37 protein-coding genes are annotated in these 25,007 nt (G+C 66.7%); 6 read left to right on the top strand and 31 right to left on the bottom strand.

Annotation, left to right across the window (positions count from 1 at the left end; translation table 11 throughout):
* Positions 1–39: 39 nt before the first annotated feature.
* The 3 genes from C3E99_RS18085 to folE all read right to left on the bottom strand — a co-directional run bounded on the left by C3E99_RS18085 (position 40) and on the right by folE (position 2,157).
* Positions 40–708 (bottom strand): hypothetical protein, encoded by a 669-nt coding sequence (locus C3E99_RS18085; RefSeq protein WP_076073406.1) that lies wholly within the window; start codon positions 706–708, stop codon positions 40–42.
* A gap of 106 nt (positions 709–814) precedes the next feature.
* Positions 815–1,501 carry an RNA polymerase sigma factor gene (locus tag C3E99_RS18080; protein ID WP_076073405.1) on the bottom strand — a complete coding sequence of 229 codons (687 nt, stop codon included), beginning with the start codon at positions 1,499–1,501 and terminating at the stop codon, positions 815–817.
* Complete coding sequence (gene folE, locus C3E99_RS18075) at positions 1,498–2,157, bottom strand: GTP cyclohydrolase I FolE (protein WP_199775127.1); 660 nt, start codon at positions 2,155–2,157, stop codon at positions 1,498–1,500. Before folE ends, C3E99_RS18080 begins: the two co-directional genes overlap by 4 nt.
* A 112-nt stretch (positions 2,158–2,269) precedes the next feature.
* Here folE and C3E99_RS18070 point away from each other — a divergent pair, with 112 nt between their 5' ends.
* Together C3E99_RS18070 and C3E99_RS18065 are read left to right on the top strand one after the other, a co-directional pair.
* Complete coding sequence (locus tag C3E99_RS18070; protein WP_067108715.1) at positions 2,270–2,797, top strand: DUF4142 domain-containing protein; 528 nt, start codon at positions 2,270–2,272, stop codon at positions 2,795–2,797.
* On the top strand, positions 2,794–3,114 hold the full coding sequence (locus C3E99_RS18065; protein ID WP_076073404.1) for a cupredoxin domain-containing protein: 321 nt from the start codon (positions 2,794–2,796) through the stop codon (positions 3,112–3,114). Before C3E99_RS18070 ends, C3E99_RS18065 begins: the two co-directional genes overlap by 4 nt.
* Positions 3,115–3,315: 201 nt before the next feature.
* Here C3E99_RS18065 and C3E99_RS18060 read toward each other — a convergent pair whose 3' ends face one another.
* From C3E99_RS18060 to rpsL, 28 genes are all read right to left on the bottom strand, one after another.
* Positions 3,316–3,969, bottom strand: a complete 654-nt coding sequence (locus C3E99_RS18060) for an adenylate kinase (protein ID WP_067108722.1) — start codon at positions 3,967–3,969, stop codon at positions 3,316–3,318.
* A 50-nt stretch (positions 3,970–4,019) separates the two neighbouring features.
* Positions 4,020–5,393 (bottom strand): preprotein translocase subunit SecY, encoded by a 1,374-nt coding sequence (gene secY / locus C3E99_RS18055; RefSeq protein ID WP_067108732.1) that lies wholly within the window; start codon positions 5,391–5,393, stop codon positions 4,020–4,022.
* A 229-nt stretch (positions 5,394–5,622) separates the two neighbouring features.
* Complete coding sequence (gene rplO, locus C3E99_RS18050; RefSeq protein ID WP_067108837.1) at positions 5,623–6,108, bottom strand: 50S ribosomal protein L15; 486 nt, start codon at positions 6,106–6,108, stop codon at positions 5,623–5,625.
* A 53-nt stretch (positions 6,109–6,161) separates the two neighbouring features.
* A complete protein-coding gene (locus C3E99_RS18045; protein WP_067180143.1) occupies positions 6,162–6,368 on the bottom strand; it encodes a DUF1737 domain-containing protein in 207 nt (68 codons plus the stop codon).
* 7 nt (positions 6,369–6,375) lie between these two features.
* A complete protein-coding gene (gene rpmD, locus C3E99_RS18040; protein WP_067108737.1) occupies positions 6,376–6,561 on the bottom strand; it encodes a 50S ribosomal protein L30 in 186 nt (61 codons plus the stop codon).
* A gap of 4 nt (positions 6,562–6,565) precedes the next feature.
* A complete protein-coding gene (gene rpsE, locus C3E99_RS18035; protein WP_076073401.1) occupies positions 6,566–7,258 on the bottom strand; it encodes a 30S ribosomal protein S5 in 693 nt (230 codons plus the stop codon).
* Positions 7,259–7,260: 2 nt separating this feature from the next.
* Positions 7,261–7,614, bottom strand: coding sequence for a 50S ribosomal protein L18 (rplR, locus tag C3E99_RS18030; RefSeq protein WP_067108739.1), 354 nt, complete (start codon positions 7,612–7,614; stop codon positions 7,261–7,263).
* 3 nt (positions 7,615–7,617) lie between these two features.
* Positions 7,618–8,151, bottom strand: coding sequence for a 50S ribosomal protein L6 (gene rplF / locus C3E99_RS18025; RefSeq protein WP_067108742.1), 534 nt, complete (start codon positions 8,149–8,151; stop codon positions 7,618–7,620).
* Entirely contained in the window at positions 8,151–8,555 is a 405-nt protein-coding gene (rpsH, locus tag C3E99_RS18020; protein WP_067108750.1) for a 30S ribosomal protein S8, read from the bottom strand. The genes rplF and rpsH overlap by 1 nt, the downstream gene beginning before the upstream one ends.
* Positions 8,556–8,567: 12 nt before the next feature.
* A complete protein-coding gene (gene rpsN, locus C3E99_RS18015; RefSeq protein ID WP_067108754.1) occupies positions 8,568–8,873 on the bottom strand; it encodes a 30S ribosomal protein S14 in 306 nt (101 codons plus the stop codon).
* A 50-nt stretch (positions 8,874–8,923) separates the two neighbouring features.
* Positions 8,924–9,502, bottom strand: a complete 579-nt coding sequence (gene rplE, locus C3E99_RS18010; RefSeq protein ID WP_067108758.1) for a 50S ribosomal protein L5 — start codon at positions 9,500–9,502, stop codon at positions 8,924–8,926.
* Positions 9,495–9,815 carry a 50S ribosomal protein L24 gene (gene rplX / locus C3E99_RS18005; RefSeq protein WP_067108760.1) on the bottom strand — a complete coding sequence of 107 codons (321 nt, stop codon included), beginning with the start codon at positions 9,813–9,815 and terminating at the stop codon, positions 9,495–9,497. Before rplX ends, rplE begins: the two co-directional genes overlap by 8 nt.
* Before the next feature lie 2 nt (positions 9,816–9,817).
* On the bottom strand, positions 9,818–10,186 hold the full coding sequence (gene rplN / locus C3E99_RS18000) for a 50S ribosomal protein L14 (protein WP_011543078.1): 369 nt from the start codon (positions 10,184–10,186) through the stop codon (positions 9,818–9,820).
* 57 nt (positions 10,187–10,243) lie between these two features.
* Positions 10,244–10,537: a 30S ribosomal protein S17 gene (gene rpsQ, locus C3E99_RS17995; protein WP_067108762.1), complete on the bottom strand. Its 294-nt coding sequence runs from the start codon at positions 10,535–10,537 to the stop codon at positions 10,244–10,246.
* A 10-nt stretch (positions 10,538–10,547) separates the two neighbouring features.
* Positions 10,548–10,754: a 50S ribosomal protein L29 gene (gene rpmC / locus C3E99_RS17990; protein WP_067108764.1), complete on the bottom strand. Its 207-nt coding sequence runs from the start codon at positions 10,752–10,754 to the stop codon at positions 10,548–10,550.
* 5 nt (positions 10,755–10,759) lie between these two features.
* The gene (gene rplP / locus C3E99_RS17985; protein ID WP_067108766.1) at positions 10,760–11,191 is read right to left on the bottom strand and encodes a 50S ribosomal protein L16; all 432 of its coding nucleotides are present in this window, start codon (positions 11,189–11,191) and stop codon (positions 10,760–10,762) included.
* 11 nt (positions 11,192–11,202) lie between these two features.
* A complete protein-coding gene (rpsC, locus tag C3E99_RS17980; protein ID WP_067108768.1) occupies positions 11,203–11,910 on the bottom strand; it encodes a 30S ribosomal protein S3 in 708 nt (235 codons plus the stop codon).
* A 1-nt stretch (position 11,911) separates the two neighbouring features.
* Positions 11,912–12,292 carry a 50S ribosomal protein L22 gene (gene rplV, locus C3E99_RS17975; protein ID WP_067108769.1) on the bottom strand — a complete coding sequence of 127 codons (381 nt, stop codon included), beginning with the start codon at positions 12,290–12,292 and terminating at the stop codon, positions 11,912–11,914.
* Positions 12,292–12,567: a 30S ribosomal protein S19 gene (rpsS, locus tag C3E99_RS17970; RefSeq protein WP_003042215.1), complete on the bottom strand. Its 276-nt coding sequence runs from the start codon at positions 12,565–12,567 to the stop codon at positions 12,292–12,294. Before rpsS ends, rplV begins: the two co-directional genes overlap by 1 nt.
* 3 nt (positions 12,568–12,570) lie before the next feature.
* Positions 12,571–13,407 carry a 50S ribosomal protein L2 gene (gene rplB / locus C3E99_RS17965; RefSeq protein ID WP_067180130.1) on the bottom strand — a complete coding sequence of 279 codons (837 nt, stop codon included), beginning with the start codon at positions 13,405–13,407 and terminating at the stop codon, positions 12,571–12,573.
* 22 nt (positions 13,408–13,429) lie between these two features.
* Entirely contained in the window at positions 13,430–13,738 is a 309-nt protein-coding gene (locus C3E99_RS17960) for a 50S ribosomal protein L23 (protein WP_067108778.1), read from the bottom strand.
* On the bottom strand, positions 13,731–14,357 hold the full coding sequence (rplD, locus tag C3E99_RS17955; RefSeq protein ID WP_067108779.1) for a 50S ribosomal protein L4: 627 nt from the start codon (positions 14,355–14,357) through the stop codon (positions 13,731–13,733). The genes C3E99_RS17960 and rplD overlap by 8 nt, the downstream gene beginning before the upstream one ends.
* Before the next feature lie 2 nt (positions 14,358–14,359).
* Positions 14,360–15,118: a 50S ribosomal protein L3 gene (rplC, locus tag C3E99_RS17950; RefSeq protein ID WP_067108780.1), complete on the bottom strand. Its 759-nt coding sequence runs from the start codon at positions 15,116–15,118 to the stop codon at positions 14,360–14,362.
* Between the two features lie 304 nt (positions 15,119–15,422).
* Positions 15,423–15,734, bottom strand: coding sequence for a 30S ribosomal protein S10 (gene rpsJ, locus C3E99_RS17945; protein ID WP_011543089.1), 312 nt, complete (start codon positions 15,732–15,734; stop codon positions 15,423–15,425).
* Positions 15,735–15,901: 167 nt separating this feature from the next.
* Entirely contained in the window at positions 15,902–17,092 is a 1,191-nt protein-coding gene (tuf, locus tag C3E99_RS17940; RefSeq protein ID WP_067108781.1) for an elongation factor Tu, read from the bottom strand.
* A gap of 122 nt (positions 17,093–17,214) precedes the next feature.
* Positions 17,215–19,287, bottom strand: coding sequence for an elongation factor G (gene fusA, locus C3E99_RS17935; protein ID WP_076073399.1), 2,073 nt, complete (start codon positions 19,285–19,287; stop codon positions 17,215–17,217).
* 93 nt (positions 19,288–19,380) lie between these two features.
* Entirely contained in the window at positions 19,381–19,851 is a 471-nt protein-coding gene (gene rpsG, locus C3E99_RS17930; protein ID WP_067108789.1) for a 30S ribosomal protein S7, read from the bottom strand.
* Positions 19,852–20,011: 160 nt separating this feature from the next.
* A complete protein-coding gene (gene rpsL, locus C3E99_RS17925; RefSeq protein WP_067108793.1) occupies positions 20,012–20,383 on the bottom strand; it encodes a 30S ribosomal protein S12 in 372 nt (123 codons plus the stop codon).
* A gap of 328 nt (positions 20,384–20,711) precedes the next feature.
* Here rpsL and C3E99_RS17920 point away from each other — a divergent pair, with 328 nt between their 5' ends.
* The 4 genes from C3E99_RS17920 to C3E99_RS17905 all read left to right on the top strand — a co-directional run bounded on the left by C3E99_RS17920 (position 20,712) and on the right by C3E99_RS17905 (position 24,994).
* Positions 20,712–21,227, top strand: a complete 516-nt coding sequence (locus C3E99_RS17920) for a DNA-deoxyinosine glycosylase (protein WP_076073398.1) — start codon at positions 20,712–20,714, stop codon at positions 21,225–21,227.
* A gap of 10 nt (positions 21,228–21,237) precedes the next feature.
* A complete protein-coding gene (locus tag C3E99_RS17915; RefSeq protein WP_076073397.1) occupies positions 21,238–21,927 on the top strand; it encodes a pyrimidine 5'-nucleotidase in 690 nt (229 codons plus the stop codon).
* Positions 21,924–22,766, top strand: a complete 843-nt coding sequence (dapD, locus tag C3E99_RS17910; protein WP_076073396.1) for a 2,3,4,5-tetrahydropyridine-2,6-dicarboxylate N-succinyltransferase — start codon at positions 21,924–21,926, stop codon at positions 22,764–22,766. Before C3E99_RS17915 ends, dapD begins: the two co-directional genes overlap by 4 nt.
* 134 nt (positions 22,767–22,900) lie before the next feature.
* On the top strand, positions 22,901–24,994 hold the full coding sequence (locus tag C3E99_RS17905; protein ID WP_104960205.1) for a TonB-dependent receptor: 2,094 nt from the start codon (positions 22,901–22,903) through the stop codon (positions 24,992–24,994).
* The last annotated feature ends 13 nt before the right edge of the window (positions 24,995–25,007 follow it).

Raw genomic sequence — 25,007 nt, 5'->3', positions numbered from 1 at the left:
CGCGAATCGATCCAGCGGAAATCGAACCCGCCATTCGGCCTAATCCTTCGGCGCTTCCCTGACGAGATCCGCGACCGCGGCGTCGAGCCCCGGCTCACGCGCCGATTCCCTGTCTTCGGCGTCCGGCTTCGTCTCGTCGTCCCTGTCGTTCCCGCGCTCGACCGCCAGCGCGCCGCCGAGGGCGTTCGCCAGCCCGGCGAGCTGTTCGCCGATCACCGCGTCGACCGTGGGCGCGATGTCGGCGATCTTGAAGCGCATATAGCCGCCGACGACATAGTCGAAGCGGATCGCGCTGCCCGTCGGCATCTCCTTGATCTGGATCGTCAGCGTGCCGGCCAGCGCCTCGCCCTGCAACGGACCCAGCGCGCCCGACAGGCGCAGCAGCTGGTTCGGCTTCGCGAACAGGATGCGCGCATGCTGGACGCTGCCCATCCCCGACCCCGTATCGGGCAGCTTTTCGCAGAAACAGCCGCCGGCCTGCGAATCGAGCCAGAAATTGGCGGCATCGCCCGACCAGCTATGCTCCTTCGACCACCATTTCTGGGGCATGCGAAGCATCGCCCACACATCGTCGGGGCTCGCCGCGACCTGCGCCGTGTGCGCGACGGTGAAGCCGGCATCGCCTTGGTCGATCACCTTGGCCTGCGCCGGCGCGGCAACGACCGCCGCGGCGAACAGCGCCCCGGCGAAACAGCTTCTGCGCTTCATGTCCCATTCCCCCAGCCCGGCGCCGCGCCCGATCGGCGGCGATACCGTGCGGACATAATGGCTTTTCCGCGCGGAGGAAATCACCCGAGTCGAAGCGGCGCCCGTTTCAACCGCACCATTGCGCCACGACGCGCGCGGTCAGCGCATGGCAGTCGGCGCCGGCGAAGGGGAAGCTGCCGCTGAGCGCGAGGCGAAGCTCGGGCGACAGCAATTGCTGGAGCCGCCGCCGCGCCCGCAGGCAGCGCGTCTTGACCGTCGCCGGCGAGATGCCGAGCAGCGCCGCCGCATCCTCCACCGACACGCCTTCGATCTCGCGCAGGACGAAGGTGGTGCGAAATTCGGACGGAAGCTGCGCGATCGCCGCCTCCAGCATCTCGCGTATCTGGCCCTGCGCCAGTTCGGCGTCCGGCTTGCTGCCCTGCATCGATCCGCGCATCAGATGATCCCGATAATCGTTGAGGTCGACGACCGATGTCGCATCGAGCCGCTTTCGCCGGCGCTCGCGCGCCCGGGCGCGGCCCAGCGCCTCGTTGATCGCGATCCGCGTCAGCCAGGTCGACAGCGATGAGCGGCCCGCGAAGCTGTCGATCGCCGCGAAGCCGCGCATATAGGTGCTCTGCACGACGTCCTCGGCCTCGGCGCGTTCCTTGAGCACGCTCCAGGCGACGCGGAACAGCCGCTGGTTGTTGCGTTCGGTGACGATCCGCACCGCATCGCGGTCGCGCGCGGCGATCCGCGCCGCCAGTTCGACGTCGGACAGGGTGCCGGGATCGGTCCGGGTCTGCACCGTCATCCGTCCATCCTCCCACCATTGCCCCGACACGGCAACGACGCGAGCAGTTCGCGGCGAAGCGCGGCGTCGGCGCCGAACTCGCCAAGCCAGCATTTGGTGACCAGCGACACGCCGTGCTGCCGAACCCCGCGCGTCGTCATGCAGCCGTGCGTGGCCTCTATGATCACCGCAACCCCGCGCGGTTGCAAGGCCTCGTCGAGCGCCGCGGCGATCTGCCGCGTCAGCCGTTCCTGCAACTGCAGCCGCCGCGCATAGGCGTCGACGAGCCGCGACAGCTTGGAGATGCCGACCACCCGGCCTCGCGGGCGATAGGCGACGTGCGCGACCCCGACGATCGGCGCCAGATGATGCTCGCACGTCGAAACGAGCGGAATCGAGCGCAGCAGGACGGTTTCGTCATAGCCCGCCGCATCGCCGAAGCTGCGGTCCAGCAGGCGATGCGGATCGACCCGATAGCCGGCGAACCATTCGCGATAGGCACGCGCCACCCGCGCCGGCGTGTCGGCCAGCCCCTCGCGCGCGGGATCGTCGCCCGCCGCGGCGATCAGGGTGCGGACCGCCGCCTCGACCGCGGCCTGCGACGGCGCCGCCGCCCCGCACGGGGATTCGCCCGCCGCCATCGCGACCGGTTCGGGATCCGGATCGTACATCTCCATTCGCGCCTCCAGCCTCGTGACGCCCATTGGATGCCGCGCCGCGCGACAGGTTCCCGGGAACCTTCTTGCGGCGGCGCCATCCAATGGCCGCATTCGGACAAGGAGAAGCACGATGCTCAAGACATTCCTGCGGATCGGCGCCGCGGCGGCGCTCGCCGTCGGCGGCACGGCCTGGTCGCACGACGCGGCGAAGCCCGGCGACGCGCAGATCGCCCACATCGCCTACACGGCGGGGCAGATCGACATCGACGCCGGCAAGCAGGCGCTCGTCAAATCGAAGAATCCGGCGGTGCGGGCGTTCGCCGAAGAGATGGTGCGCGACCATGGCGCGGTGAACGAACAGGCGCTGGCGCTGGTCGGGCGGCTCGGCGTGACGCCGGAGGCCAATGCGACGAGCGCCGCGCTGACCGCGCAGGCGGCGCAGAAGCACGACGAGCTAGCGAAGCTCGACGGCGCCGCCTTCGACCGCGCCTATGTCGCGAATGAAGTCGCCTATCATGCGACGGTCAACGGCGCGCTGCGCGACCTGCTGATTCCGTCCGCCAGCAATGGCGAGCTGAAATCGCTGCTCGAAACCGGGCTGACGCTGTTCGGGGAGCATCAGAAGCACGCCGAGCATCTGGCCGCGAGCCTCCGGTGAGGCGCGCGCTCCTCTGCACCCTCGCGCTCGCCGCCGTGCCGCTGCTCGGCGGCGCGGCGCCCGCGCCCCGCGTGCACCAGGTCGTGATCGATAAGATGAAATTCGGTCCCGTACCGCCGGGGGTTCGGGTCGGCGACACGATCCTGTGGATCAACAAGGACCTGTTCCGGCACACCGCCACCGCGCGCAACGGCAGCTTCAACGTCGATCTGCCGGCGGGAAAGAGCGGCAGGACCACGCTCAGGCGGCCCGGCGCCGTCCGCTTCTATTGCATCTATCATCCGGGCATGACGGGGACGCTGATCGTCGGGCGCTAACGGCTTTCAGGTCCGAACGCCGGACGAGCCGCAGGACCGGATGGGCCGGTTCTGGACCGTGATGACATCGAATGGACTCGTCATTGCGAGCGGCGGAGCCGCGCGGCAATCCAGAGCGTGCGGTAACCGCTCTGGATTGCTTCCCCCGGATCAGGTCCGGGGTCGCAAAGACGAAGCGGGTCAATCCAAAGTCATCAGAGTCTAGCCGCCGAGGATCGCCTCGATCGCGCCGTTCACCGTTTCGATCGGCGCCATGCCGTCGACCTTGCTGACGATGCCGCGCGCTTCGTAGATCGGCAGGATCGGCGCGGTCTTGGCGCGATATTCGGCCATGCGCGTGCGCACCGTCTCCTCATTGTCGTCGGGACGCCGCTTGAACTCGTGGCTGCCGCAGACGTCGCAGGTTTCCGCGACCTTCGGCTGCTTGTGGCGGTCGTGATACCCTTCGCCGCACTGCGCGCAGGAGAAACGCCCGGTGATGCGGTCGACGAGCGCATCCTCGTCGACAACCAGTTCGATGACATGGTCGAGCTTGCGGCCGCGCGCCGCCAGGATTTCGTCGAGCGCGGTCGCCTGCGCCGCGGTGCGCGGATAGCCGTCGAAGATGACCGACGTGTCGCCGCCCAGTTCGTCGAGCCGCTCGCCGATCAGGCCCGAAACGATTTCGTCCGACACCAGCCCGCCCGCGTCCATCACCGCCTTCGCCTGCTGGCCGGTCGGCGTGCCCGCCTTGACCGCGGCGCGCAGCATGTCGCCGGTCGAGAGCTGGATCATGCCATGCTCCTGCTCGAGCCGCGAGGCCTGCGTCCCCTTCCCCGCTCCCGGCGGGCCGAGCAAGATGATGTTGCGCGTCATGAAAGCCCCTCTTTGTTCCCTGATCCGTCGCGGTGGCCGTAACCGACGCCTCAGCGGCGTGCAATGCCGCCTTTCAGTTTGGCCTTCTTGATCAGGTCGCCATATTGATGCGCCAGCATGTGGCTCTGCATCTGGGTGATCGTGTCGATGGTCACGTTGACGACGATCAGCAGGCTGGTGCCGCCGAGGTGGACGGGCAGGCCGGCGTTGGCGATGAAATATTCGGGAATGAGGCAGATCAGCGCCAGATAGGTCGCGCCGATCACCGTGATGCGCGTCAGCACGAAATCGAGATAGGCGGCGGTGTTCTTGCCCGGGCGGATGCCGGGGATGAAGCCGTTCTGCCGCTTCAGATTGTCGGCGGTTTCCTCGGGGTTGAAGACGACCGCGACATAGAAGAAGCAGAAGAAGATGATGCTCGCGCCATAGAGGCCCATGTAGAGCGGCTGCCCGACCGCCAGATACTGGTTGAGCGTGATCAGGAAATCGCCCCACACCGATTCGCCCGACACGCGGTTGCCGAGCATCTGGGTGATGGTCAGCGGCATCAGCAGCAGCGACGAGGCGAAGATCGGCGGGATCACGCCCGCGGTGTTGACCTTGAGCGGCAGGTGGCTGCGATCGGCCTGCATCACCCCGCGCTGGGTCGCGCGCTTCGGATACTGGACGAGGACGCGGCGCTGCGCGAGTTCCATGAAGCTGATGAAGGCGATGATCGCCGCGCCGCCGACGAAGACGAGCAGGACGGTGCCGCCGCCCATCGAACCTTCGCGGACCTGGGTGAACATCTGACTGAAGCTGCGCGGCAGCTGGGCCAGAATGCCCGCCATGATGATCAGCGAGACGCCGTTGCCGATGCCGCGGCTGGTGATCTGCTCGCCCAGCCACATCAGGAACAGCGTGCCGCCGACGATGCTGATGACGGCGCCGATGCGGAACAGCATGCCGGGATCGACCACGGCGCCGACGCCCTGGCTGGCGCCCAGCGTCTCGAGCCCCACCGCGACGAAATAGCCCTGAATCGCGGTCAGCCCGACCGTACCGTAGCGCGTATACTGGTTGAGCTTGGTGCGCCCGCTCTCGCCCTCTTTCTTGAGCGCGGCAAGCGTCGGCGACAGCGCCGCGGCAAGCTGCACGACGATCGAGGCGGTGATATAGGGCATGACGCCGAGCGCGATGATGCTCATGCGCTCGAGGCTGCCGCCCGAGAAGGTGTTGAACAGGTCGAGCACGCCGCCCGACGCCGCCTGGCTGTACAGCTGCGACAGCGCGACCGGGTCGACGCCCGGCAGCGGAACATAGGACAGGAAGCGAAAGACGACCAGCGCACCGATCGTGAACCAGATGCGGTTCTTGAGCTCCGTCGCCTGACCGAACTTCGAGAAGTTCAGATTGGCAGCAAACTGGTCGGCGCGAGAGGCCATGCTATCTTTCCTCAGTGGCGGACCGCGCCCCCCGCGACCCGGGCGCCTATGTGCGTTCGCTCAGGCCGAAGCGCAAGGGGAAAGGCCCATTTGGGGGTGCGATCTTCACAGCGCCCCATCTATCCGTTCGCATTGATGGGTGTCTCGACTTCGCTCGACACGAACGCGAATCTATCGTCTCTAAATGGCGAGGGGGCGGTCCGGATCCGAACCGCCCCCTCGCAATTCCTTACTCCGCCTTCGCTTCCTCGGCGGCGGCGGCGGGCAGTTCGACCTTGCCGCCGGCCTTCTCGACCGCGGCGACCGCGCCCTTCGACGCGCCGGCGACCGCGAAGCTCAGCTTGGCGGTCAGTTCGCCCTTGGCGAGGAGGCGGACGCCGTCCTTGCCGCCGCGCGCGACGCCCGCGGCCTTCAGCGCGGCGTGGTCGACGGTCTTCTTCGGGTCGAGCTTCTTCGCATCGACCAGCTTCTGGACCTGCCCCAGGTTCACGATCGCGAAGTCCTTCGCGAAGATGTTGTTGAACCCGCGCTTCGGAATCCGCATGTGGAGCGGCATCTGGCCGCCCTCGAAGCCGTTGATCGAAACGCCGCTGCGGCTCTTCTGGCCCTTCTGGCCGCGGCCGCCGGTCTTGCCCTTGCCCGAGCCGATGCCGCGTCCGACCCGCATCCGGCCCTTGCGGGCGCCATTGTTGTCACGAAGATCGTTGAGCTTGATAGTCATTGCACTCGCTTTCGCTGTGTTCGCGCTATGGACCGTCCCCTCGGGGGCTAGTCCGGTTCGATTTCACTCGACGGCTGAAAGCCGGGATAGGGCCCGGCCTTCTCCATCACGATGGCCTGGGCGACGTAGCCGCGGCCATCGACCTGGGTGATCGACGGGCTGCCGTGAAGCTGCCATCCCCGGTTGAGCAGCCCCTCGACGCGCGCGCAGAAGGCGCTGTCGTCGGGTCCGGTCAACAGGCGATAGAGCTTCATCGGTGCGTCAGCCCTCGATGATTTCCACCATGTGCGGAAGCTTGCGGATCATGCCGCGCACTTCCGGGGTGTCGACCAGCTCGACCTCGCGGTTCATCTTGCCCAGCCCGAGGCCGGTCAGGATCTTGCGCTGGTCCTTGGGCCGGCGGATCGGCGAGCCGATCTGGCGGATCTTGATCGTCTTGTCGGCCATCGTCTTACTCCGTCACCGCCGCGGCTTCGGCCTCGGCCACGCGGTCGGCCGCGCCGCCCCGCTTGATCAGGTCCGAAACCTTCTTGCCGCGACGCTGCGCCACCGACTTGGGGCTGGTCTGTTCGCCCAGCGCCTCGAAGGTCGCGCGGATCATGTTATAGGGGTTCGAGGTGCCGACCGACTTGGTCACCACGTCGGCGACGCCCAGCGATTCGAACACGGCGCGCATCGGGCCGCCGGCGATGATGCCGGTCCCCGCGGGGGCCGAGCGCACCGTGACCTTGCCCGCGCCGAAATGGCCGCGGCCGTCATGGTGCAGCGTGCGGCCGTCGCGCAGCGGAACGCGGATCATCGCCTTCTTCGCGGCGGCAGTCGCCTTCGAAATCGCCTCGGGCACTTCGCGCGCCTTGCCATGGCCGAAACCGGCGCGGCCCTTGCCGTCGCCGACGACGACGAGCGCGGCGAAACCAAAGCGCTTGCCGCCCTTCACCGTCTTCGACACGCGGTTGATGTGGACGAGCTTCTCGATCAGCTCCTCGCCGCCGTCCTCGTCGCGCGGACGGCGATCGTCGCGGCGGCCACGGCCACCGTCACGACCCCCGCGACCGCCGTCGCGGCCGCCACGGCCACGGCGGGGAGCGCCGGTGTTTTCGGTCGTTTCGACCGCGCCTTCGACGTTCTGTACTTCGTCAGCCATGCTTAGAACTCCAATCCGCCTTCGCGCGCCGCGTCGGCCAGCGCCTTGATGCGCCCGTGGAACAGGAAGCCGCCACGGTCGAACACGACCTGCGTCACGCCCGCCTTCTTGGCGGCGTCGGCAAGGCGCTTGCCCACCTCGGCAGCGGCCTCCGCGGTCGCGCCGGTCTTGCCGCGCAGATCCTTGTCGAGCGTCGAGGCCGCGGCCAGCGTCTTGCCGGCGGCGTCATCGATGAGCTGCGCATAGATATGGCGGCCCGAACGGTGCACCGACAGGCGGGGACGCCCGGCGGCGCGCAGACGGAGCGCGGTGCGGACGCGCTGGCGACGTTTTTGGAAAGGGGTGAGATGTGCCATGGCTTACTTCTTCTTGCCTTCTTTGCGGAAGATGTACTCGCCGCGATACTTGATGCCCTTGCCCTTGTAGGGTTCGGGCTTGCGCCAGCGGCGGATCTCCGCCGCGACCTGGCCGACCTTCTGCTTGTCGATGCCGCTGATCTCGATCGTCGTGTTGTCCGGCGTCTTGATCTCGATGCCCTCGGGCACCGCATAGTCGACATCGTGGCTGTAGCCGAGGTTCAGCTTCAGGTTCTTGCCCTGCGCGTTGGCGCGATAGCCGACGCCGGTGATCTCGAGGACCTTGGTGAAGCCCTCGGTCACGCCCGTGACCAGATTCTGGACCAGCGTGCGCTGCATGCCCCAGAAGGCCCGCGCTTCGCGGCTGTCGTTCGCCGGCTGTACCGAAATGCTGCCTTCGCCGACCTCATATTTGATGATGTCGGACAGCGGCATCGCCAGCGTGCCCTTGGGGCCCTTGACCGACAGCGTGCCGCCATCGATCGCGGCGGTGACGCCGCTGGGAATCTCGACTGCCCTTTTACCGATGCGAGACATCAGAACACCTCCGCCAGCACTTCGCCGCCGACATTATGCTCGCGCGCCTCGGCATCCGACAGGACGCCGCGCGGGGTCGACACGATGGTGATGCCCAGGCCGTTGCGCACGATCGGCAGCTCTTTCGAGCCCGAATAGACGCGGCGGCCGGGCTTGGAAACGCGCGCCACATGGCGGATCGCGGGCTGGCCCTCGAAATATTTCAGCTCGATGCGCAGGCCCTTGTGCTGGCCCTTCGCGCCCAGCGCTTCCTCGCTGTAGCCACGGATATAGCCTTCGCGCTTCAGCACGTCGAGAACGCGGACACGCAACGTCGAGGCGGGAGTCAGGACGCTGTCCTTCTTCGCCTGCTGGCCGTTGCGGATGCGGGTGAGCATATCACCCAAAGGATCGGTCATTGCCATCTTGCGTGTTCCTTACCAGCTCGACTTCACAACGCCGGGGATCAGGCCCTTGTTGGCCAGATCGCGCAGCTGAACGCGGCACAGCCGGAATTTGCGATAATAGGCGCGCGGACGGCCGGTCAGCTCGCACCGGTTGCGGATGCGGGTCGGGTTGCCGTTGCGCGGAATCTCCGCCATCTTCAGGCGCGCGATCAGGCGCTCGCCATCGTCGAGCGAGGTGTCGGCCGCGATGGCCTTCAGCTTCGCGTAGCGACCGGCATATTTCTTCACCAGACGCTTGCGACGCTCGTTCTTGTTCACCGAACTCAGTTTCGCCATGACTTAAGTTCTCTTTCCTTATTGAGAGAGCACGGCCTGATCCCGCGGGATCAGGCGGCTTCCTTTTCCTTGGCCTCGATCGGGAAGGGGAAGCCGAACAGCCGGAGCAGTTCGCGGGCTTCGTCGTCCGTGCGGGCGGTGGTGGTCACGATCACGTCCATGCCGCGCACCGAATCGATGCGGTCATAGTTGATCTCGGGGAAGATGATCTGCTCTTTCAGGCCCATGGCATAATTGCCACGGCCGTCGAAGCTCTTCGCCGACACGCCGCGAAAGTCGCGGATGCGCGGCATCGCGATGGTGATCAGCCGGTCGAGGAATTCGTACATCCGCTCGCGGCGCAGCGTCACCTTGCAGCCGATCGGCATGCCTTCGCGCAGCTTGAAGCCGGCGATCGACTTCTTCGCCTTGGTGATCACGGGCTTCTGCCCCGCGATCAGCTCCATTTCCGAAGCGGCGGTATCGACCTTCTTCTTGTCCTGGACCGCGTCGCCCACGCCCATGTTGAGCGTGATCTTCTCGATCTTCGGCACTTCCATCGCATTCTTGTAACCGAACTTGTCGATCATCGCCTTGACGATGTTGTCGTCATAGAGCGACTTCATGCGCGGGGTGTATTTGTCAGCCATTGATGGTCTCCCCGGACTTCACGGCCACGCGGACCTTCTTGCCGTCCTTGGTTTCGAAGCGGACGCGCGTCGGCTTGCCCGACTTGGGGTCGGCGATCGCGACCTTGCTGACGTGCAGCGGCGCTTCCTTGCGTTCGAGGCCGCCCTGCGGGTTCGCCTGGCTCGGCTTGCGGTGGCGGGTGATGACGTTGACGCCCGCGACGACGACCTTGCCGTCCTTCGGCAGGCTCTGCGTCACTTCACCGGTCTTGCCCTTGTCCTTGCCGGACAGGACGACGACCGTGTCGCCCTTCTTGATCTTGGCCATCGACATGGTCAAAGCACCTCCGGCGCCAGGCTGATGATCTTCATATAGCCGCGGCCGCGCAGTTCGCGGACGACGGGGCCGAAGATACGGGTGCCGATCGGCTCCTCGTTCTTGTTGACGAGCACGGCGGCGTTGCTGTCGAAACGGATCACCGATCCGTCGGCGCGGCGCACGTCCTTGGCGGTGCGGACGATGACGGCGCGATGCACGTCACCCTTCTTCACCTTGCCGCGCGGCTGCGCTTCCTTGATCGACACGACGATCACGTCGCCGACGCCGGCGGTGCGACGCTTCGACCCGCCCAGCACCTTGATGCACTGGACGCGCTTCGCGCCGCTGTTGTCGGCGACTTCCAATTGTGACTGCATCTGGATCATCGATGCATTTCCTTCTTCCTTGGCCTACCGGGCCGTCCCGGCGGTTCCGTGAAACTCTTACGCCTCGACTTCGGCCGCGGGGGCCGGAGCGGGGGCCGCCTTCGCCTTGGTGGGGGTCTCGACCTTGTCGAGCACCTTCCAGGTCTTCAGCTTCGAAATCGGCTTCGTTTCCTCGATGCGGACGGTCTCGCCAGCCTTGAAGCTGTTGTCCTCATCGTGGGCGTGATACTTCTTCGAGCGGCGGATGATCTTGCCGTAGAGCGGGTGCTTGACCTTCCGCTCCACCTTCACCACGACGGTCTTGTCGCCCTTGTCGGACACCACCGTGCCGGTCAGAATGCGCTTCGGCATGACAGTCTCCTTACTTCGCGGCAGCCGCGCGGACGCGCGCGGTCTGCTCGGTCTTGATGCGGGCGATGGTGCGCCGCACGTCCTTGACCCGCGAGGCCTTTTCGAGCTGGCCGGTGGCGGCCTGGAAACGCAGGTTGAACGCCTCGCGCTTCAGCTCGCCCAGCTCTTCGGAGAGCTGGTCGTCGGTCTTCTTGGTCACGTCTTCACTTTTGGCCATGGCCCTCAGCCCTCCAGGTGCGAGGTGTCGCCGAGGCGGGCGACGACCTTGGTCTTGATCGGCAGCTTCATCGCCGCGCGCTCGAACGCCAGCGCGGCCACCGGGCCGGGGACGCCGTCGAGTTCGAACAGGATGCGGCCCGGCTTCACGCGCGCGGCCCAATATTCGGGCGCGCCCTTGCCCTTGCCCATGCGGACTTCGGCGGGCTTCGACGACACGGGAAGGTCGGGGAAGACGCGGATCCACAGGCGGCCCTGGCGCTTGATCGCACGGCTGATCGCGCGGCGCGCCGCTTCGATCTGGCGGGCGGTGATGCGCTCCGGCTCCATCGCCTTCAGGCCATAGGAGCCGAAGTTCAGCGTCGTGCCGCCCTTGGCGAGGCCGTGGATGCGGCCTTTGAAGGCCTTGCGGAACTTGGTTTTCTTCGGTTGCAGCATGTCAGCAGTCCTTAGCGGCGTTCATCGCGCGCCGGGCGAACGCCCGACGTCTGCGCGTCGAGCATCAGCCGGTCGGTCGCCATCGGGTCGTGGCCGAGAATCTCGCCCTTGAAGATCCAGACCTTGATCCCGCACACGCCATAGGCGGTGTGGGCTTCGGCCTCGGCATAGTCGACGTTGGCGCGCAGCGTGTGCAGCGGCACCCGGCCCTCGCGATACCATTCGGTGCGCGCGATCTCGGCGCCGCCCAGACGGCCGGCGCAGTTGATGCGGATGCCCTCGGCGCCGAGGCGCATCGCCGACTGCACCGCGCGCTTCATCGCGCGGCGGAAGGCGACACGGCGTTCGAGTTGGTCGGCGATGCCCTGTGCGACGAGCTTGGCGTCGACCTCGGGCTTGCGGATCTCGACGATGTTCAGCGACACGTCGCTGCCCGTCATCTCGCCCAACTTCTTGCGCAGCTTCTCGATGTCGGCGCCCTTCTTGCCGATGATGACGCCCGGACGGGCGGCATAGATCGACACGCGGCACAGCTTCGCGGGACGCTCGATCACCACCTTCGAGATCGCGGCCTGCGGCAGCGACTTGAAGATGAACTTGCGGATCTTCAGATCCTCGACCAGCATGCGGCCATAGTCCTGCCCTTCGGCGAACCAGCGGCTGTCCCAGGTGCGGTTGACCTGCAGGCGCAGGCCGATCGGATTGCTCTTCTGGCCCATCTTACGCCTCTTCTTCCTGTTCGCGGACGACGATGCGGATGCGGCTGAACGGCTTTTCGATCCGGGTCGACTTGCCGCGGCCGCGCGCATGCCAGCGCTTCATCGTGAACGCCTTGCCGACGCTCGCTTCCTTGACGACGAGCGCGTCGACGTCGAGGTTGTGGTTGTTCTCGGCATTGGCGACGGCGCTGGCGAGAACCTTGCGCACGTCGACCGCCATCGCCCGCTTCGAGAAAGCGAGGATGTTCATCGCGTCTTCGACGCGGCGGCCGCGGATCAGCGCGGCGACGAGGTTCAGCTTCTGCGCCGAGCCGCGAATCTGCGTGCCGACCGACAGCGCCTCATTGTCCGCAACGCGGCGGGGGGACTTTTCCTTGCCCATTAGCGTTTGCCCTTCTTGTCGGCCGCGTGGCCGGGGAAGAAGCGCGTCGGCGCAAATTCACCCAGCTTCATGCCGACCATGTCTTCATTGACCGACACCGGCACGAACTTGCGGCCGTTGTAGACGTTGAAGGTCAGCCCGACGAACTGCGGCAGGATGGTGGAGCGACGCGACCAGGTCTTGATCGGGGCAGAGCTGCCACCGTCCTGGGCCGCTTCGGCTTTCTTGAGGAGATGAAGGTCGACGAACGGACCCTTCCAGACCGAGCGTGCCATGGCTTACCTCTTCTTCTTCGCGTGACGCGACCGGATGATCATCTTGTCGGTCGACTTGTTGTGGCGGGTGCGGGCGCCCTTGGTCGGCTTGCCCCACGGGGTGACCGGGTGGCGGCCGCCCGAGGTGCGGCCTTCGCCGCCGCCGTGCGGGTGGTCGACCGGGTTCTTCGCGACGCCGCGGGTCAGCGGGCGCTTGCCGAGCCAGCGGCCGCGACCTGCCTTGGCGAGGTTCTGGTTGCCGTTGTCGGGGTTCGACACCGCGCCGACGGTGCCCATGCACTCGCCGCGGATGTAGCGCTGCTCGCCCGAGCCGAGACGCACGATGACGAGACCGCGATCGCGGCCGACGACCTGCGCATAGGTGCCGGCCGAACGGGCGATCTGGCCGCCCTTGCCCGGCTTCATCTCGATGTTGTGGACGATCGTGCCGACCGGCATCTGCGACAGTTCCATCGCATTGCCCGGCTTCACGTCGGTCTTCTTGCCCGCGACGATGGTGTCGCCGACGGCCAGGCGCTGCGGCGCCAGGATATAGGCGAGCGTGCCGTCCTGATACTTGACCAGCGCGATGAAGGCGGTGCGGTTCGGGTCGTATTCGAGCCGCTCGACGGTTGCCGGCATGTCCCACTTGCGACGCTTGAAGTCGATGAAGCGGTACTTCTGCTTGTGGCCGCCGGCGATGCCGCGCGAGGTGACATGGCCCTTGTTGTTGCGGCCGCCGGTCTTGCGCTTGCCTTCGGTCAGCGCCTTGACGGGCTTGCCCTTCCACAGCGACGACTTGTCGACGAGGATCAGGCCGCGCTGCGCGGGGCTGGTCGGATTATAATGCTTGAGTGCCATTTTCTTTGCCTTCCCCTGACGCTCAGACGCCCGAGGTGACGTCGATCGACTGGCCTTCGGCCAGGCGGACGACGGCCTTCTTCACGTCGCTGCGGGTGTAGGGCTTGCCCTTCCAGCGCTTGGTCTTGCCCTTGGTGACCAGCGTGTTGACGCTGAGCACCTTGACATCGAACAGCGCCTCGACGGCGGCCTTGATCGCCGGCTTGGTCGCGTCGTTGGCGACGCGGAAGACGACGGCGTCGTTCTCGCTGAGCAGCGTCGACTTCTCGGTGATCACCGGCGACAGGATCACGTCATAGTGACGCGCATCGATGGTCTTTGCCTTAGCCATTGCAGCGGGCCTCCAGCTTTTCGACCGCCGCGCGGGTCAGGACCAGCGTGTCGGCACGGATGATGTCATAGACATTGGCCCCGATCGCCGGCAGCGCATCGACGCCGACGATGTTGGCCGAAGCCTGAACGAAGCTCTCATGCACGGCGTCGCCGTCGATGAAGAGCGCGCGGCCGCCAAGCTCCAGCTTGCCGAGCTTGCCGGCGAGCGCCTTGGTCTTGGCATCCTTGAGCTCGAGCGTGTCGAGGACGACGAGCTTGCCGCCCTTCGCCTTGTCGCTGAGCGCCATCTTCAGGCCGAGGGTGCGGATCTTCTTGTTCAGCGAATGGCCGAAGGTGCGGGCCCGCGGGCCGTGCGCCTTGCCGCCGCCGATGAAGATCGGCGCCTTGCGATCGCCGTGACGCGCGGTGCCGCCGCCCTTCTGGCGACCGAACTTCTTGCCGGTGCGGGCGACTTCGCTGCGCTCGCGGGCGGCGCGGGCGGGGCCGCGGCGCTTCTCGAGCTGCCAGGCGACGACGCGGTGCAGGATGTCCGCACGCGCATCGACGCCGAAGACGTCGTCGTTGAGGTCGATGTCGGCGCCAGCCTTGCCATCGAGGGTCTGAACCTTGACCTTCATGATCAGGACTCCTGTGCGCCGTCGGCCGCGGGTGCTTCGACCGCTGCGTCCGCAGGGGTTTCAGCCGGGGCATTGTTGCTGTTCGCCGCGCTCTTGACGCCCGCCGGATAGGGGGCCTCGGGGTGGCGCGGCAGCTTCACCGCATCGCGGACGAGCAGCCAACCGCCCTTCGAGCCCGGGACCGAGCCCTTGACGAAGAGGAGGCCGCGCTCGGCGTCGGTGCGGACGATTTCCAGATTCTGCTGGGTGCGGTTGCGCGCGCCCATGTGGCCGGCCATCTTCTTGTTCTTGAAGACGCGGCCCGGATCCTGGCGGTTGCCGGTCGAACCATGGGCACGGTGGCTGATCGAGACGCCGTGGCTGGCGCGCATGCCGCCGAAGCCCCAGCGCTTCATCGCGCCGGCAAAGCCCTTGCCCTGCGTGACGCCCTGGATGTCGACGATCTGGCCGGCAACGAAATGATCGGCCGACAGCTCGGCGCCGACGTCGAGCGTCGCGTCGTCGGCGACGCGGAATTCGACGAGCTTCGCCTTGGGCTCGACCTCGGCCTTGCCATAGGCGCCGCGCTGCGGCTTGGCGACATTCTTCGCCTTCGCCGACCCGGCACCCAGTTGAACGGCCACATAGCCGTCGCGTTCCTTATCGCGCACGGAGACGACCTGGCAGCCTTCGAGGCTCAGGACGGTGACCGGCACGTGGCGGCCGTCGTCCTGAAACAGGCGGGTCATCCCCATTTTCTTCGCGATCACGCCAGTCCGCATGATCCATACTCCTAACAGAGGCCGGGCGGACCATTCCGCGCGGCTTGCGGGACCCCATCGGGACACGCCCCGACGGAAACCCTCCCAGCCCGAAATTTCGATGCGTCGCCCCGTCCGGGCTGAGGTGCCGCCTGCCCCGATGGGGTGGTGCGGCGAGACGGGGGACGCAGCCCGGTCTGGATGCTTCCGATGGAAGCGACCGGCGGTATCCACCCTATCGTCGGTCCGGATCGCTCCGGACGTGTGCCGGCGCCGTGGCGCCTGGCCGATAGAGACCCCGGATCGAGTCCGGGGCTGCGCTGGCTTAGGCCAGCTTGATTTCGACGTTCACGCCCGCGGCGAGGTCGAGCTTCATCAGCGCATCGACCGTCTGCGGGGTGGGCTGCACGATGTCGAGCAGCCGCTTGTGGGTGCGCACCTCGAACTGCTCGCGCGACTTCTTGTCGATGTGCGGGCCGCGGTTCACGGTGAACTTCTCGATACGCGTCGGCAGCGGGATGGGACCGCGAATGAGGGCGCCCGTCCGACGCGCCGTGTCGGCGATGTCGGTGGTGGCCTGATCGAGCACGCGGTGATCAAAGGCCTTCAAGCGAATGCGAATATTCTGCGTTTCCATGACTGTTCCAGTCGAATCCCGTCTGACGATGCGAAAGAGCAAAAACTTGGGCGAAAGAGCCGAAACGGCCTGTTCCGAGTCCCCGAGGGGAGACCGGAGAGGCCATCAAAAACCTGTAAGCTACGAGCCGCGCGACTCGTCCGAATCGCGCGGCTCGCGGCCCTATATTACTTTGTGATCGACGCCACAACCCCTGCGCCGACCGTGCGACCGCCTTCGCGGATCGCGAAGCGCAGGCCCTGGTCCATGGCGATCGGAGCGATGAGCTTGACCGACAGCTGGACGTTGTCGCCCGGCATCACCATCTCGGTGCCCTCGGGGAGGATGACCTCGCCGGTGACGTCGGTGGTGCGGAAGTAGAACTGCGGGCGATAATTGGCGAAGAACGGCGTGTGACGGCCGCCTTCGTCCTTCGACAGCACATAGACTTCCGAGGTGAACTCGGTGTGCGGGGTGATCGAGCCGGGCTTCGCGAGAACCTGGCCGCGCTCCACCTCGTCACGGCCGACGCCGCGGATCAGCGCACCGATGTTGTCGCCGGCTTCGCCCTGGTCGAGCAGCTTGCGGAACATCTCGACGCCGGTGACGGTCGTCTTCTTGGTGTCCTTGATGCCGACGATCTCGACTTCCTCGCCAACCTTGACGATGCCGGTCTCGACACGGCCGGTGACGACGGTGCCGCGGCCCGAGATCGAGAACACGTCCTCGATCGGCATCAGGAAGGGCTGGTCGACCGGACGTTCCGGCTGCGGGATCCAGCTGTCGACGGCTTCCATCAGCTTCAGGACGGCTTCCTTGCCGATGTTGTCGTCGCGGCCTTCGAGGGCGGCGAGCGCCGAACCCGCGATAATCGGAATATTGTCGCCGTCGAAGTCGCGCTTCGAAAGCTCTTCGCGGATTTCGAGCTCGACCAGCTCGAGCAGTTCGGGATCGTCGACCTGGTCGACCTTGTTCAGGAAGACGACCATGGTCGGAACGCCGACCTGCTTGGCGAGCAGGATGTGCTCCTTGGTCTGCGGCATCGGGCCGTCGGCGGCCGACACGACGAGGATCGCGCCATCCATCTGCGCGGCGCCGGTGATCATGTTCTTCACATAGTCGGCGTGGCCCGGGCAGTCGACGTGCGCATAGTGGCGCGCATCGGTCTCATACTCGATGTGCGAGGTCGAGATGGTGATGCCGCGCTCGCGCTCTTCGGGCGCCTTGTCGATGTTGGCGAAATCGACCGCAGCGCCGCCGCCACGTTCCGAAAGAACCTTCGAGATCGCCGCGGTCAGCGAGGTCTTGCCATGGTCGACGTGACCGATGGTGCCGATGTTGCAGTGCGGCTTCGTCCGCTCAAATTTAGCCTTGGCCATGTTTCTTGAACCTTCTTGTTCGCGTGTTGAGTTGATCAGTCCCGGACGAGCCTGCCTGAATCAGGCGCCGCCCTTAGTAGGTCTTGCCGTGCGAGGCAACCCCCGCACGGCCCGGCGGCCGGTCAGGCCATCTTCGCCTTCACTTCCTCGGCGACGTTCGTCGGCACTTCCTCATAGTGAGAGAATTGCATCGTGTACTGGGCACGACCCTGGGTGAAGCTGCGGAGCTGGTTGACGTAGCCGAACATGTTGGCGAGCGGCACCATCGCCTCGACCACCTGCGCGTTGCCGCGGGTGTCGGTGCCCTGGATCTGCCCGCGACGGCTGTTGAGGTCGCCGATCACGTCGCCCATGAATTCCTCGGGCGTCACCACCTCGACCTTCATCACCGGTTCGAGCAGCTTGATGCCGGCCTTCGCCGCCACCTCGCGCATCGCCGCGCGGCCGGCGATCTCGAACGCCAGCGCCGACGAGTCGACGTCGTGATAGGCGCCGTCGATCAGCTTGATGTCGAAATCGATGATCGGGAAGCCGATCATGTGGCCGTTCTCCGCCGATTCGCGGAAGCCCTTCTCGACCGCCGGGATATATTCGCGCGGAATGTTGCCGCCCTTGATCTCGTCGGTGAAGGTGACGCCGCTGCCGCGCTCGCCCGGGGTGACCTGCACCTTGACGCGGCCGAACTGGCCCGATCCGCCCGACTGCTTCTTGTGGGTGTAGTCGACCTCGACCGGCTTCGCGAGCGATTCGCGGTACGCCACCTGCGGCGCGCCGACATGCGCTTCGACCTTGAACTCGCGACGCATGCGATCGACGAGGATGTCGAGGTGAAGCTCGCCCATGCCCTTGATGATCGTCTGGCCCGATTCATGGTCGGTCGACACGCGGAAGCTCGGGTCCTCGGCGGCCAGGCGATTGAGCGCGACGCCCATCTTCTCCTGGTCGGCCTTGGTCTTGGGTTCGACCGACAGCTCGATCACCGGCTCGGGGAATTCCATGCGCTCGAGGATGATCGGCGCGTTCGAGGCGCAGATCGTGTCGCCCGTCGTGGTTTCCTTGAGGCCGGCGAGCGCGACGATGTCGCCCGCATAGGCTTCGTCGATGTCCTCGCGGCTGTTCGCATGCATCAGCAGCATGCGGCCGATCTTTTCCTTCTTGTCCTTGACCGAGTTCAGGTAGGTGCCCTTGCTCAGCGTGCCCGAATAGATGCGGGCGAAGGTCAGCGAGCCGACGAACGGATCGTTCATGATCTTGAACGCGAGCAGCGACAGCGGCGCCGAATCCGACGTCTCGCGCGTATCGGGTTCGTCGTTCGCCGGGTTGATGCCCTGGACGTCGGGAATGTCGAGCGGGCTCGGCAGATAGTCGACGACCGCGTCGAGCAGCGCCTGCACGCCCTTGTTCTTGAACGACGAGCCGCACAGCACGGGGACGAACGCCTGCGCCAGCGTGCCCTTGCGGATCAGCGCCTTCAGCGTGGCGACGTCGGGAAGCGTGCCCTCGAGATAGGCTTCCATCGCCGCATCGTCCTGTTCGACGGCCAGCTCGATCAGCTTTTCGCGATATTCGGCGGCCTTGTCCTTCAGCTCGTCGGGAATCTCGATATATTCGAACTCGGCGCCCAGGCTCTCGTCCTTCCAGACGATGCCGCGCTCTTCGACGAGGTCGACGAGGCCGATGAAGTCGCTCTCCGCGCCGATCGGCAGGTAGAGCGGCGCCGGAACCGCGCCGAGGCGGTCGATGATCGTCTGGACGCAATAATAGAAGTTCGCGCCGGTGCGGTCGAGCTTGTTGATGTAGCACATGCGCGGCACGCCGTATTTCTCGGCCTGGCGCCACACGGTTTCCGACTGCGGCTCGACGCCGGCAACGCCGTCGAACGCGGCGACCGCGCCGTCGAGGACGCGAAGCGAGCGCTCGACCTCGATGGTGAAGTCGACGTGGCCGGGGGTGTCGATGATGTTCAGCCGATGGTCGCGCCAGAAACAGGTGGTCGCGGCGGAGGTGATCGTGATGCCACGCTCCTGCTCCTGCTCCATCCAGTCCATCGTCGCGCTACCCTCGTGGGTTTCGCCGATCTTGTAGTTCTTGCCGGTGTAATAGAGGATGCGCTCGGTCGTCGTGGTCTTGCCGGCGTCGATGTGCGCCATGATACCGAAATTGCGATAGCGTTCGAGCGGATGGCTGCGGGCCATGGTCTTTTCCTTGGGTTTTGGGGGAGGCTTTCGGGCCGCCCCCGATATAGGAAGATGTGTTACGATTGCGAGACGCGCGATGCGTCCGCGTGCTTACCAGCGGTAGTGGCTGAAGGCGCGGTTGGCCTCGGCCATGCGGTGCGTGTCCTCGCGCTTCTTCACCGCGTTGCCGCGATTGTTCGACGCGTCGAGCAGCTCGCCCGACAGGCGCGCGGCCATCGTCGTCTCGCTGCGGTTGCGCGCCGCGGTGATCAGCCAGCGGATCGCCAGCGCCTGCGCGCGGTCGGGGCGGACCTCGACGGGGACCTGATAGGTCGCACCGCCGACGCGGCGGCTGCGGACCTCGATGCTCGGACGGATGTTGGCGAGCGCTTCGTGGAACACGCCGAGCGGTTCCTTCTTCGCGCGGGCCTCGACCGATTCGAGCGCGCCATAGACGATGCGTTCGGCGACGGACTTCTTGCCGTCGAGCATGACGCTGTTCATGAACTTGGACAGCACGACATCCCCGAAACGGGGATCGGGCAGGATTTCGCGACGTTCGGGACGGCGACGACGAGCCATGGGATATTCCTTTTACGATCTTTCGCTTCAAACTGTTTTCCGGCGAAAGCCGGAATCCAGGAGCGAGTTTAAACCAAACCTTGCGATCGGGGTCGGGGTCTGAATCCCGGATAAAATCGCTGATGGCGATTTTTCCAGGATGACCCGTCCCCCGGACGGGTCACTTCGGCCGCTTCGCGCCGTACTTCGAACGGCTCTGCTTGCGGTCCTTCACCCCCTGGGTGTCGAGCACGCCGCGCAGGACGTGATAGCGCACGCCGGGAAGGTCGCGCACACGGCCGCCGCGGATCAGCACGACGCTGTGTTCCTGCAGGTTGTGGCCTTCGCCGGGGATGTAGGAGATGACCTCGCGCTGGTTGGTCAGGCGAACCTTGGCCACCTTGCGGAGCGCCGAGTTCGGCTTCTTCGGGGTCGTCGTATAGACACGGGTGCAAACGCCGCGCTTCTGCGGGTTCGCTTCCATCGCCGGGACCTTGGACTTCGCCTTCTGCGGCGTCCGGCCCTTGCGGACCAGCTGGTTGATCGTGGGCATGAATGCTTCACCTTTTCGTGTCCGCATCCTTCCGTTTCAGGGGGGGGAGCGAACGGTTACTGTACCGCGGTGGATGAAGCTTCGTCCCGTCGTGAGAAAGGCCGACCTGATAACAGCAAAAGACCCCGGCGGATCGCTGCGATCTTCCGGAGGCTCCATCCGCGCCAGCAATGTTCAAGCGCTGTTGTGACTCGAAAGGACGGACATCCGCCGTTTTCGAACCGGGCGCCCCTAGCGGCGATTCCCCTGCCGGTCAAGAAGAACCGTCTTGCGCCGATCGCGTCGCTGACGGCTTGTCGGCGCGCCATTCCGCCGATAGCCCCGTCGCATGACCGCGACGCGCCACGCCAGCTTTGCCCCGCACGTCGCCGCCGACGCGCGGCTGCTGATCCTCGGCAGCCTGCCCGGCGCGCGCTCGCTGGCCGAGCGGCAATATTATGCGCATCCGACCAACCAGTTCTGGCGCCTGCTCGGCGCGGTGATCGACCGGCCGCTCGCGCTGCTGCCCTACGATCAGCGGCTCGCCGCGCTGCGCGCCGCGCACATCGGCCTGTGGGACGCGATCCACAGCGCCGAGCGGCGGACCAGCAGCGACGGCGACATCCGCGAGGCACGGCCGCACGATCTCGCCGCGCTGGTGGCAACGCTCCCCGATTTGCGCATGATCGGATTCAACGGCGGCAAGGCTGCGGCGATCGGACGGCGGCAATTGCCGCCGCTGCCCGGCGTGACGCTGATCGACCTGCCGTCGAGCAGCGCCGCCCACACCATCGGCTTCGACGCGAAGCTCGCGCGCTGGCAGGCGCTCCGCGCCGCGCTTGCCGCCGCCGCCCCGAAGCCCTAAGCGCCGCGCCATGGCCCCGCCCCCTCCTCCGCCCATCGACCATATCGACAGCTGGATCTTCGATCTCGACAACACGCTCTACCCGCCGTCGGCGAAGCTGTTCGACCTGATCGACGCGCGCATGGGCGCCTTCATCATGCGGCTGCTGGGCTGCGACGCCGCGGAGGCGCGGCGGGTGCAGAAGCTTTATTTCCACGATCACGGCACGACGATGGCGGGGCTGATGCGCCATCACGGTGTCGATCCCGAGAATTTCCTGACCGATGTCCACGCCATCGCGCTCGACCGCATCGGCCCCGACGCGCGGCTGCGCGCCGGGCTCGCGCGGCTGCCGGGGCGGCGGCTGGTGTTCACCAATGCCGATGCCGACTATGCCGCGCGCGTGCTCGACGCGCGCGGGATCGCCGACCTGTTCGACGGCATCTGCGACATCCGCGTCACCGGCTATGCGCCCAAGCCCGACACCGCCGCCTATACGGCGATGATCGGCCATCTCGGCGTCGACCCGGCGACCAGCCTGTTCGTCGAGGACATGACGCGCAACCTGACCCCGGCGAAGGCGCTGGGAATGACCACCGTGTGGCTGGACAACGGCAGCGAAAGCGGCCATCGCGACCACCGGCCGGAGCATGTCGATTTCCACGTCACCGACATCGCCGACTGGCTCGACAGCTTGCCGCAATCTTGGGGATTTTCATGACGACCGACCTGCAAAAGACGATCGAGGCCGCCTGGGATGCGCGCGACACGGTGGGTGTAACGACGCGGGGCCCGATGCGCGAAGCGGTCGAGGCGGCGCTCGGCGGGCTCGACGACGGCAGCCTGCGCGTCGCCGAGCGCGACGATGCCGGAACATGGCAGGTCAACCAGTGGCTGAAGAAGGCGGTGCTGCTCTCCTTTCGTCTCAATGACATGGCGCTGATCGAGGGCGGCCCCGGCGGTGCGACCTGGTGGGACAAGGTGCCGTCGAAATTCGCCGGCTGGGGCGACAACCGCTTCCGCGACGCGGGCTTCCGCGCGGTGCCGGGCGCGATCGTCCGCCACGGCGCGCATATCGGCAAGGGCGCGGTGCTGATGCCCAGCTTCGTCAACATCGGCGCGCGCGTCGGCGAAGGGACGATGGTCGACACCTGGGCGACGGTGGGAAGCTGCGCGCAGATCGGCGCGGGCGTCCACCTGTCGGGCGGCGCCGGGATCGGCGGCGTGCTCGAACCGCTGCAGGCCGGCCCGGTGGTGATCGAGGACGGCGCCTTCATCGGCGCCCGCGCCGAGGTTGCCGAAGGGGTGATCGTGCGCGAGGGCGCGGTGCTGTCGATGGGCGTCTACCTCGGCGCATCGACCAAGATCGTCGACCGCGCGACGGGCGAGGTTTTCGTCGGCGAGGTGCCCGCCTATGCGGTGGTCGTCCCCGGCTCGCTGCCCGGCAAGCCGCTTCCCGACGGCAGCCCGGGTCCGTCGCTCTATTGCGCGGTGATCGTCAAGCGTGTCGATGCGCAGACGCGCGCCAAGACCGCCATCAACGAGCTGCTGCGCGACTGACGCCGTACCGCTCCGCCCGCCGCCCGTCGACGCCCGATGGGCGTTGGTAGACAAGCGCGTGCACCCTCCCTATTGCGAACTATTCGCATGAAGCGCGCGACCTCCTCGTCGAGGGCTGCGACGGGGGAGGAAAAGTGCCAGCCTGGATTCGCATCTCTTCGATCGCCGTGACGGCGTCGTTGTCCGCCCTGCCCGCCGCCGCGCAGGAGGTGACGGGCGACGACCCGCCGCCGATCGCCACGCCCGTCGCGGGCGCGCAGCGCTACACGCCCGGCGATCTCGCCCGGTTCGCACCGCGCACCGCGCTCGACATGGTCGAGAAGGTTCCCGGCTTCCTGATCGTCACCGGCACCAACGGTGGCGAGCGCGGGCTGGGGCAGGCGACCGAGAATGTGCTGATCGACGGCGAGCGGATCGCCAGCAAGGCGACCGACGCGCGCACCGCGCTGGCGCGCATCGCCGCCAGCGATGTCGCGCATATCGACATCGTCGACGGCGCCAGCCTGAACGTGCCGGGGCTGACCGGACAGGTCGCCAATGTCGTCCTCGTCGCCGGCCGCCAAGGCGGCGGCGGCTTCAAGACGACGCTGCGCTGGCAACCCGAATGGCGGTCGCGGCTCGCGAACAACTGGCTGAACGGCGAGATTTCGACCACCGGGCGGATCGGCGGCACCGGCGTGACGCTGAGCCTGAAGAACGAGGCGACGCGGCAGGGGCATTGGGGGCCGGAGCGCGTGTTCGACGGCGCCGGCGCCCTGCGCTTCGTGCGCGACGAGCATGCCAGCTATTATAACGATCCGCCGCGCCTGTCGGCGGCGCTGACGCGCACGACGGCGAACGGCAACAAGTGGAACGCCAGCGTCGGCGGGCAATTGCAGCGGATCGACAACCGCACCCGCGGCGAATCGGTCCAGCCGGGCATCGGCCGGGTCGACGAGCTGTTCACCGTGACCGAGGACGAATATAACTACGACATCGGCGGCGATTACGAACTCGGTCTCGCCGGCGGGCGGCTCAAGCTGATCGCCCTCTACCGGTTCGAGCACAGCCCCTTCGTCGATACCTTCATCGTCGATCGCGCGGTGGGCGGGCGCAGCGGCGAACGCTTCAGCCAGACCGCCGACGAAGGCGAATCGATCCTGCGCGGCGAATATGGCTGGCGCACCGCCGGCGGCACCGACTGGCAGGTCGCGCTCGAAGGCGCCTACAACACGCTCGACGTCGATGCCGAATATGCGCTGCTCCAGGCCGACGGCAGCTTCCTTCCCGTCGCCTTCGGCGGCGAGCGGACCGAGGTCGAGGAAAGACGCGCCGAAGCGTCGCTGACCTGGGGCCGGGCGCTGGCGCCCAACCTGACCGCGCAGCTCAACCTCGCCGCCGAATATAGCGAACTGACCTCGTCGGGGCCGGGCGGGCTGACGCGGCGCTTCGTCCGGCCGAAGGGCAAATTCGCGCTCGCGTGGAAGGTCGGGCCGGCGACGACGATCAACTGGCTGCTCCAGCGCCGCGTCGACCAGCTCGACTTCTTCGATTTCGCCAGCTCGGTCGACGTCGCGAACAATCAGGGGAACACGGGCAACGGCGAACTCGTCCCGCCGATCGTCAACCGCACCGAGCTGGAAGTGGTGCAGGACATGGGTCGCTGGGGCCATGCGTCGATCGCTCTCGCCTATGCCTATGCGCAGGATCTGGTCGACCAGATCCCGCTGTCGCCGACCGAGGAGGGGCGCGGCAACCTGCCGCCCGCGCATCTCTATCGCATCACGACCAAGGGGACGCTGCTGCTCGATCCGCTGGGGTGGCGCGGCGCGCGGATCAACGCCGACGTCACCTGGCGGCGCAACCGCGTGCGCGACCCGCTGACCGGCGCGTGGCGAGAGCAGAGCTTCGGGCAGGATTATATCGCCGACCTCAGCCTGCGCCACGATGTGCCGGGAACCGATTTCGCCTGGGGCGGCGGCTATTCGGACGAGCGCCTCAGCCCCGGATTCCGGCTCGATACGATCCGGCGCGAATATACCGCCGGCCCGTTCGTCACCGCCTTCGTCGAGCACAAGAATGTCGCGGGCTTCACCGTCAAGCTGTCCTACCGCAATCTCGCGGAGCAGAAGGACGGCTACGACCGCACCGTCTTCGTCGGCCGGCGCGACGGCCCCGTCGCCTTCGGCGAAAGCCGGCGCCGCGCCTATGGCCGCTATTTCCAGCTCACCGTGACGGGCCAGATATGATCCGTCCCGTTCG

This window comes from Sphingopyxis sp. MG (assembly GCF_002953155.1).
GTDB lineage: Bacteria > Pseudomonadota > Alphaproteobacteria > Sphingomonadales > Sphingomonadaceae > Sphingopyxis > Sphingopyxis granuli.
Note: the sequence above shows the minus strand (reverse complement) of the source record. Positions and strands in the feature narration are given on the sequence as shown.